The organism is Vulcanococcus sp. DEBay_Sum22DG08_74 (genome assembly GCF_017852955.1).
Lineage (GTDB): Bacteria > Cyanobacteriota > Cyanobacteriia > PCC-6307 > Cyanobiaceae > Vulcanococcus.
The window spans coordinates 1-7,596 of sequence record NZ_JAFMKL010000081.1 but is presented as its reverse complement, the minus strand read 5'-3'; the positions used below and the strand labels follow the sequence as shown (position 1 = coordinate 7,596).

General features: G+C 61.4%; 7 protein-coding genes and 1 tRNA gene. 5 read left to right on the top strand and 3 right to left on the bottom strand.

What is annotated here, in order from left to right; genetic code table 11:
* Window positions 1–87 (top strand) — tRNA-Ser (locus QZ184_RS08710).
* A gap of 51 nt (window positions 88–138) precedes the next feature.
* Here QZ184_RS08710 and pstB read toward each other — a convergent pair.
* From pstB to pstC, 3 genes are read right to left on the bottom strand one after another with little or no spacing between them, the layout of a single operon-like run.
* Entirely contained in the window at window positions 139–957 is an 819-nt protein-coding gene (pstB, locus tag QZ184_RS08705) for a phosphate ABC transporter ATP-binding protein PstB (protein WP_247478520.1), read from the bottom strand.
* 47 nt (window positions 958–1,004) lie between these two features.
* Complete coding sequence (pstA, locus tag QZ184_RS08700; RefSeq protein ID WP_296419115.1) at window positions 1,005–1,886, bottom strand: phosphate ABC transporter permease PstA; 882 nt, start codon at window positions 1,884–1,886, stop codon at window positions 1,005–1,007.
* 3 nt (window positions 1,887–1,889) lie between these two features.
* On the bottom strand, window positions 1,890–2,843 hold the full coding sequence (gene pstC, locus QZ184_RS08695) for a phosphate ABC transporter permease subunit PstC (protein WP_247478518.1): 954 nt from the start codon (window positions 2,841–2,843) through the stop codon (window positions 1,890–1,892).
* A gap of 93 nt (window positions 2,844–2,936) precedes the next feature.
* Here pstC and dnaK point away from each other — a divergent pair, with 93 nt between their 5' ends.
* From dnaK to murQ, 4 genes are read left to right on the top strand one after another with little or no spacing between them, the layout of a single operon-like run.
* Window positions 2,937–5,186 carry a molecular chaperone DnaK gene (gene dnaK, locus QZ184_RS08690; protein WP_296415092.1) on the top strand — a complete coding sequence of 750 codons (2,250 nt, stop codon included), beginning with the start codon at window positions 2,937–2,939 and terminating at the stop codon, window positions 5,184–5,186.
* 17 nt (window positions 5,187–5,203) lie between these two features.
* The gene (locus QZ184_RS08685; RefSeq protein WP_010317069.1) at window positions 5,204–6,160 is read left to right on the top strand and encodes a DnaJ domain-containing protein; all 957 of its coding nucleotides are present in this window, start codon (window positions 5,204–5,206) and stop codon (window positions 6,158–6,160) included.
* A 29-nt stretch (window positions 6,161–6,189) separates the two neighbouring features.
* Window positions 6,190–6,630: a DUF3110 domain-containing protein gene (locus QZ184_RS08680; RefSeq protein WP_010317068.1), complete on the top strand. Its 441-nt coding sequence runs from the start codon at window positions 6,190–6,192 to the stop codon at window positions 6,628–6,630.
* Window positions 6,627–7,544: an N-acetylmuramic acid 6-phosphate etherase gene (gene murQ, locus QZ184_RS08675; RefSeq protein ID WP_296419112.1), complete on the top strand. Its 918-nt coding sequence runs from the start codon at window positions 6,627–6,629 to the stop codon at window positions 7,542–7,544. Before QZ184_RS08680 ends, murQ begins: the two co-directional genes overlap by 4 nt.
* The last annotated feature ends 52 nt before the right edge of the window (window positions 7,545–7,596 follow it).

Genomic DNA, 7,596 nt, shown 5'->3' with positions numbered 1-7,596 from the left:
GGAGAGGTGGCCGAGTGGTCGAAGGCGCAGCACTGGAAATGCTGTATAGGGGCAACTCTATCGAGGGTTCGAATCCCTCCCTCTCCGTTTGGAAAGCCGCTCTCTGAGCGGCTTTTTCATGCCAATTTTTGAACGAACTCAGCCAAAACGGCCGGTGACGTAGTCCTGGGTAGCCTGTTCTTTAGGAGCATTAAAGATTTGCTCCGTCTCTGCAAATTCAACGAGCGCTCCAACCTTGCTCTCGCGGTCACTGCGCTGGCTGACATTAAAGAAACCGGTGTAATCGCTGACGCGAACGGCCTGCTGCATGTTGTGCGTCACGATCACAATCGTGTAGTTCTTCTTGAGCTCATGCATCATTTCTTCGATCTTCAACGTGGAGATCGGATCCAGAGCTGAGCAAGGTTCATCCATCAAGATGACCTCGGGCTCAATGGCAATGGTCCTTGCGATGCAGAGGCGCTGCTGCTGGCCGCCTGAGAGGGCATAGCCACTTTCTCTGAGTTTGTCCTTGGTCTCATCCCAGAGAGCCGCTTTGCGCAGAGAGCGCTCTACGAGTTCGTCCATATCGCCCTGGTAACCATTCACGCGGGCACCAAAGGCGATGTTCTCGTAGATGCTTTTCGGAAACGGATTGGGTTTCTGGAAGACCATGCCAATCCGCCGGCGCACTTCGACCGGATCAACGTGCCGGGCATAGATGTCCTGTTGATCGAAGACGACGCGACCCTTGATCGAACAGCCGTCGATCAAGTCGTTCATCCGGTTCAGGGCCCGAAGCACCGTGCTCTTGCCACAGCCGGAGGGGCCAATAAAGGCCGTGACCTGGCCGCGCGGGATCTCCATATAGACCCCCCGAACGGCTTCCTTGCTGCCGTAGCTGATCGAGACATCCTGCAGGGATAGGCAAACCCCGTTGCTGCTGACGTTGGGGCTGGCCGGGGGGGAGGAGATCACGATCGTGGTGCTCAGACGTGTTGAGAAAGCAGAGGGAAGGGCCCAGATCAGGTGCTGGAGAGGCGCCCGATCCAGCGGGCCAGCAGATTGGCCAACAGGATCATCATCACCAAGACGAAGGAGGCCGCCCAAGCCAAGGAGATTTGGGCCTCGTAGGGCATGATCGCGTAGTTGTAGATCAGCACCGACATCGAGGCGATTGGGTTGAGTACCCCATCGGCCCAGAACGGTGAGAAAAGAGCTGTGAAGATCAGCGGTGCTGTCTCGCCCGCTGCCCGGGCGATCCCCAGGACAACACCCGTCGCGATCGGTGCGAAGGCCGCAGGAAGCGTGACCCGCGTAATCGTCACGACCTTCGAAGCCCCAACGCCCATGGCACCCCAGCGGAGTTCCTGGGGCACCAGCTTCAGTCCTTCATCGGTGGTCTTGATCACCGTGGGAATCATCAGCACAGCCAGTGCCATCCCCCCCGCAACGGCGCTGTAGCTCTGGCCAGCAATGACCCGGGTGCTGACGATGAGTCCATAGATAAAGACGCCGCAGATGATCGACGGCACGCCAGAAAGCACATTCGTGCCAAAACGCACGAACTGGGCGAAGCCGCCAGAGCGTGAATACTCCGCCAGGTAAATTCCGCCGCCAACTCCCACGGGAATGGCGATCAAGCTGGCCAAGGCCGTAATCAACAGGGTGCCAACGATCGCGTTACCAATGCCGCCGCCATCGAGCCCCGGAGGGGGTGGCAATTCAGTGAGGAGCTGCCAATTGATCAGCGAGCCGCCCTTGAGCAGCACATAAACCAGCACCAGCACGAGCGGAAGGACCGCCAGTCCGGTGAAGAGTGCTGCAACCGTGGTGAAGATCCGATTCCAAAGATTGCGGGCCAGGCCGTTGCGGTAACGAAGGCTGTCGTATTGAGAAAGGGTCATGGCTCAGTACTTCAGGCTCAGTCGCTTCACCACTTGCTGGGCCAATAGGTTCACCAGCAAGGTCATCAGCATCAAAACCAGGGCCGCATACATCAGGGCCGACACCTGAATGCCATCGGCCTCACCAAATTGGTTGGCCAGCATTGAAGAAATCGTGTTGGCTGGCGCAAGCAGGCTGAAGCTGAAGTTGTTGGAGTTGCCGATGATCATCGTGACCGCCATGGTCTCGCCCATGGCCCGCCCCAACGCCAACATCACTCCTCCGGTGATGCCAGAAATGGCAGCCGGCAGCATGACCTGGAAAATTGCTCCCCAGCGGGTGGTACCGATGCCATAGGCCGCCTGGCGCAGGCCATCGGGAACCTGCCGTAGGGCGTCCCGGGAGATGGCCGTAATGATCGGCAGGATCATCACCACCAAGATCAGGGACGCTGGCGCCATGCCGGGGCCCTGGGGTTCTGTCGAAAACAGCGGTATCCAGCCCAGGTAGCGGTGGAGATCCGTCAGGAAAGGGCGAAGGAAGGGCTCCATCACGACGATCGCCCAAAGCCCCAAGACCACTGAGGGAATGGCCGCCAGCAGTTCGACCATCACCCCCAGGACCTCGCGGATGGCCTTGGGAATGATGTTTTCAGTCAAAAAAATGGCAGTGCCCACCCCAAGGGGCACGGCGATCAGCAGCGCCACGCTTGAACTGACCAGCGTTCCGTAGATGGCGGTGAAGGCGCCGTAGTGCTCACTGATCGGATCCCAGTCCGAGGTCGTGATGAAGGAGAGCCCAAAGGTCTGGATGGCCTCCCAGGCCCCCGTGAAGACCGTCAGAAGAATCGCGAAGACCAACAGACCCACCGCCCCAGCCAGGGCAACGGCGAGTTGCTGGAATCCCCGATCGGTCGCCCGTTCAGCGGCAGACCGACGCCGCAAGGCGAAGAGCTCAAGGCGCGGACTCCTGGCCATGGGGTTCTTAACCTCCTAGGAATCTATCCCTCAGCCCCCACTGCCGTTAGCTTTGGGGCACAACGTGGATGGCCCCAGGGCGCAGGAACGCAGTTGGCACGGATCGTTGGAATCGACCTGGGAACCACCAACTCCGTGGTTGCGGTGCTCGAAGGTGGGCGTCCGCAGGTGATCGCCAGTGCCGAGGGGGGCCGTACCACCCCTTCCGTTGTTGGCTTCAGCAAGGACCAGGAGCTGCTGGTGGGTCAGTTGGCCCGGCGTCAGCTGGTTCTCAACCCAAGAAACACCTTCGCCAACCTCAAGCGTTTCGTTGGCCGCCAGTGGGATGAGCTGGATGACGGCAGCCTGAGCGTTCCCTATACGGTTCGAGCCAACGATCAGGGCAATGTCCGGGTGGTCTGCCCCGCCACGGAACGGGAGTACGCCCCTGAAGAGCTGGTTGCCAGCGTGCTGCGCAAGTTGGTGGATGACGCCAGCACCTATCTGGGTGAACCGGTGGAGGCCGCGGTGATTACGGTCCCGGCCTATTTCAATGATGCCCAGCGCCAGGCCACCCGTGACGCTGGTCGCTTGGCCGGCATTTCGGTCGAGCGGATCCTGAATGAGCCCACTGCAGCGGCACTGGCCTATGGCTTTGACCGAAGCACCGTCAAGCGCGTGCTGGTCTTTGACCTCGGCGGTGGCACGTTTGACGTCTCAATCCTGCGTGTTGCTCAGGGGGTCTTTGACGTCAAGGCCACAAGTGGAGACACGCAACTCGGCGGGAACGACTGGGATCGCCGCATTGTTGATTGGTTGGCCGATGCCTTCCAAAAGGAGCATGAGATCGATTTGCGCCGGGATCGCCAGGCACTCCAACGCCTGACTGAGGCGGCTGAGAAGGCCAAGATCGAACTCAGTGGTGTTCAAAGCACACCGATCTCTCTTCCGTTTATTGCCACCGGTCAGGACGGCCCTCTCCATATCGAGACCACCCTCGAGCGCAGCACCTTTGAGGGCCTCTGCCCCGATCTGCTGGATCGCCTGCTTCGACCGGTTCAGAGGGCGCTTCGCGATTCCGGTTTTGCCGCGGAGGACATCGACGATGTGGTCCTCGTTGGCGGATCAACGCGGATGCCAATGGTGCAGCAGATGGTGCGAACCCTCGTACCGCTGGAGCCCTGCCAGTCGGTGAACCCCGATGAGGTCGTCTCGATTGGTGCCGCTGTACAGGCCGGAATCCTGACCGGCGAACTCCGGGATCTGATGCTCAATGACGTCACTCCCCTCTCCCTTGGTTTGGAAACCATCGGTGGAGTGATGAAGGTGCTGATTCCGCGCAACACGTCTATTCCTGTTCGCAAGAGCGATCTCTTCAGCACCTCGGAAGCCAACCAAAGTTCCGTCGAGATCCATGTGCTCCAGGGCGAGCGTCAGATGGCCGATGGAAACAAGAGTCTTGGTCGTTTCAAGCTGTCCGGGATTCCCCCAGCACCGCGGGGCGTGCCTCAAGTGCAGGTCTCGTTCGACATCGATGCCAACGGATTACTCCAGGTCTCGGCGACGGATCGGACCACCGGCCGTCAGCAGAGCGTCAGCATCCAGGGCGGCTCCAATCTCAGTGAAGACGAGATCAAAACCCTGATTGCGGAGGCCGAGGAGAAGGCCAGTGAAGACCGCCGCAAACGGGCCGAGATCGATCGGCGCAATCGCGCTCAGACCTTGGTGGGACAAGCCGAGCGCAGGCTCAGAGACGCTGCTCTCGAGCTCGGTCCCTATGGCGCCGAACGCCAGCAGCGAGCCGTTGAGGTCGCCATGCGCGACGTCCAGGAGATGTTGGCTGATGGAGACCTCAGCGAACTCGACATCAGCGTGAGTCAGCTTCAGGAGGCCATCTATGGACTGAACCGCCGACTCGCGAGCGAACGCAAACAGGACGCCAATCCAATCCAGGGCATTAAGAACACCTTGGGCTCCCTCAAGGACGAGCTCTTCGCTGAAGACGACTGGGATGACTGGGACCGCCCAGGACGCTCCCGCGATCCCTGGAGCGAGCCCCGCTACGGCGGCGGTTGGCAGGAAGACCGTTGGGATCGTCCAAGCCTCGATCGGTTTGATCCCCCCCGCCCGCGCTGGGAAGAGCCTCCAAGCCCCCGGGAGAGGGAGCTGCAACCGGCCCGTCGTTATGACCAGTCCAATGGCTACTTCGAGGAGCGTTATCAACCCGCTGATCCCTACGAGGATGCCTATGACGAGCCTCGCCAGCAGCCCCGTGAGGAGCGCTTTGCTGACCGCAGGCCCACCACCACCCCGACGACACCGAATCACGGCTCCTACGAGGGAGATCCCTGGGCTGAGGACTGACGGAGGTGAGTCCTGTGATGTCCGAACCGGGCAGCATTAATCATTGGGCCGTTCTGGGACTGGACCCAGGGTCTGACGCCTCTTCGCTCAAGCGAGCGTTTCGTCAACAGGCACGCCGCTGGCACCCCGATTTAAACGGGGATGATCCCCATGCCGAAGAGCAGTTCAAGGCGGTGAACGAGGCCTATGCGGTCTTGAGTGACCCGCAACGGCGTCAACAGTGGGAAGCCGGTCTCGACGAAGCGACGGCCGCCTCGGCCGGACTGGATCCCTTTGCGACGGGCTTTCCTGACTTCGAGGACTATCTCGATGTTCTCTTTCATCGAGAGCGCAGACGTCCACGTCACCAGGACGCTGATGAGGACTTCTCCGCTCCGGAACCGGAGCCCTTTCGGGAGTACGGCACTGGCGAGGTCACGCCACCCGTGCCACCGCCGCCCCCTCCGGTGGTGGCCAGCGAGGAGCTCGAGTCGGTGGTGAATCTCACCCCTGAGCAGGCCCTCGAGGGCGTACGGGTGGAGCTGGACCTTCCCGATGGAACGGCGATCGAGGTGTGGACTCCGCCGATGGCCGGGGACGGTTGGCGACTACGCCTCGCCGGGGTCGCCCCGGGGGGCAGAGATCATTTTCTGCAGCTACGGGTGCGCACCGACGAGGGCCTGCGCATTGATGGTCTAAGGGTTCACTACCAATTGGAGCTCTCCCCCGCCGAGGGTGCCTTGGGCTGCACCGCTGTGGTCCCGACCCTTGACGGCCCCGTGCAGCTGCGCATCCCTCCCGGCTCCTCCAGTGGTCGTTTGCTGCGTTTGCGATCCCGCGGCTTGACGCGGATGGAGCAGCGGGGAGACCAACTTGTTGAAATCCGCCTGGTCGTTCCTCAGGGGCTGACTGAGGCGGAGGAAGCGCTGTACCGCCGGCTGCAACAGCTCGCAGAGGAAATTGAAGGTGAGCGCGAACGCTCGGTGAATCAGTGAGACACTGGTGATTGACCCGTGCGCGTTGGATGTCGGTTCACGTTCTGCTCTTTGACGCTGGCAGCGAGAACGAGGGCATTCACTCTCTGGAACTCAATGGTTCCACCGTCGTTCTGCTCTTTGAGGACCGTGACGATGCCGAGCGCTATGCCGGATTGCTGGAGGCGCAGGATTTCCCCACCCCAAGCGTTGAAGCGATCGAGCGTCGCGAAATGGAGGAGTTCTGCTCCAGCGCTGGCTACGAAGCGCGCTTCGTCCCGAGTGGCTTCTTGCCGCAGACCGCCGAGGAGCGCCTGCTGATTGCTCCTCCAGAGAAAAATATGGACACCACAACCTGGCGGGATCAACCCGAGCCAGGTCAGGAGACCACGCAAACCGCGGAGGCTCCCTTGGTCCCGACGGAAGAGCCCATCAGTACCGGCGACAGCGAATTGGAAGCCTTTCGCCGGCGCCTTGAGGGTCTGCTGTGAGCCCAGGCGCCTTTGAGGATGTGCAGCGGGGGCACCTGCTGACTGAACAGGTCAATCCCGCCAGCAGCGAACTGGATGCGCTGAGTACTGAAGACCTTGTTGGCGTCTTTGTTGCTGAGGACCGCAAGCCCCAAGAGGCTGTGGCTGGAGCCGCTGCTGCCCTTGCACAAGCGATCGACGCGATCGCGCAGCGGCTTCAGGCGGGCGGGCGCCTCTTCTACCTCGGTGCAGGTACTTCGGGCCGGCTTGGAGTCCTCGATGCAGCGGAATGTCCCCCGACCTTCTGCAGCGCACCGGAGTTGGTGCAGGGTGTTCTGGCCGGTGGTGCTCCGGCCCTTTTGCGCAGTTCTGAGGGTCTGGAGGACCTCTTTGATGCCGGACGATCTGACCTCGAAGCGCGCGGCTTTGGCTCGGGCGATGCCCTGGTCGGCATTGCAGCAGGGGGCACGACCCCCTATGTCCATGGTGGGCTGGCCCATGCCCGTTCCCTTGGTGCCCTCGCCATCGCCATGGCCTGTGTCCCTGCGGAACAGGTGCCGATGCCCTGTGACATCGATATCCGCTTGCTCACCGGCCCCGAGGTCCTGACCGGGTCCACCCGTCTGAAGGCCGGGACCGCGACGAAGATGGCCTTGAACATCCTCAGTACCGGCGTGATGGTTCGCCTGGGGAAGGTCTACGGCAACCGGATGGTTGATGTTGCCGTGACCAACAGCAAGTTGGAGGATCGGGCACTTCGCATCCTCTCGGATCTCGCCAACGTGAGCCGCGAGCAGGGACGAGCTCTGCTTGAAGCCAGTGCTGGCTCGGTGAAGTTGGCCCTGGTGATGGCCCGCCGCTCGCTGGATGCAGAGCAGGCGGCCGAGGTCCTCGAGCGCAGTGGCGGCAACCTCCGCCGGGCCCTCTTGGCTTAACCCTTAAACGGCCCCCAATAGGGCTCAGTGAAGAGATTGAGCTTCACTCGAG

Coding starts and splice junctions, on each gene's coding strand:
- pstA (WP_296419115.1), bottom strand. CDS start 1,886: ATGACCCTTTCTCAATACGACAGCCTTCGTTACCGCAACGGCCTGGCC.
- pstC (WP_247478518.1), bottom strand. CDS start 2,843: ATGGCCAGGAGTCCGCGCCTTGAGCTCTTCGCCTTGCGGCGTCGGTCT.
- QZ184_RS08685 (WP_010317069.1), top strand. CDS start 5,204: ATGTCCGAACCGGGCAGCATTAATCATTGGGCCGTTCTGGGACTGGAC.
- QZ184_RS08680 (WP_010317068.1), top strand. CDS start 6,190: ATGTCGGTTCACGTTCTGCTCTTTGACGCTGGCAGCGAGAACGAGGGC.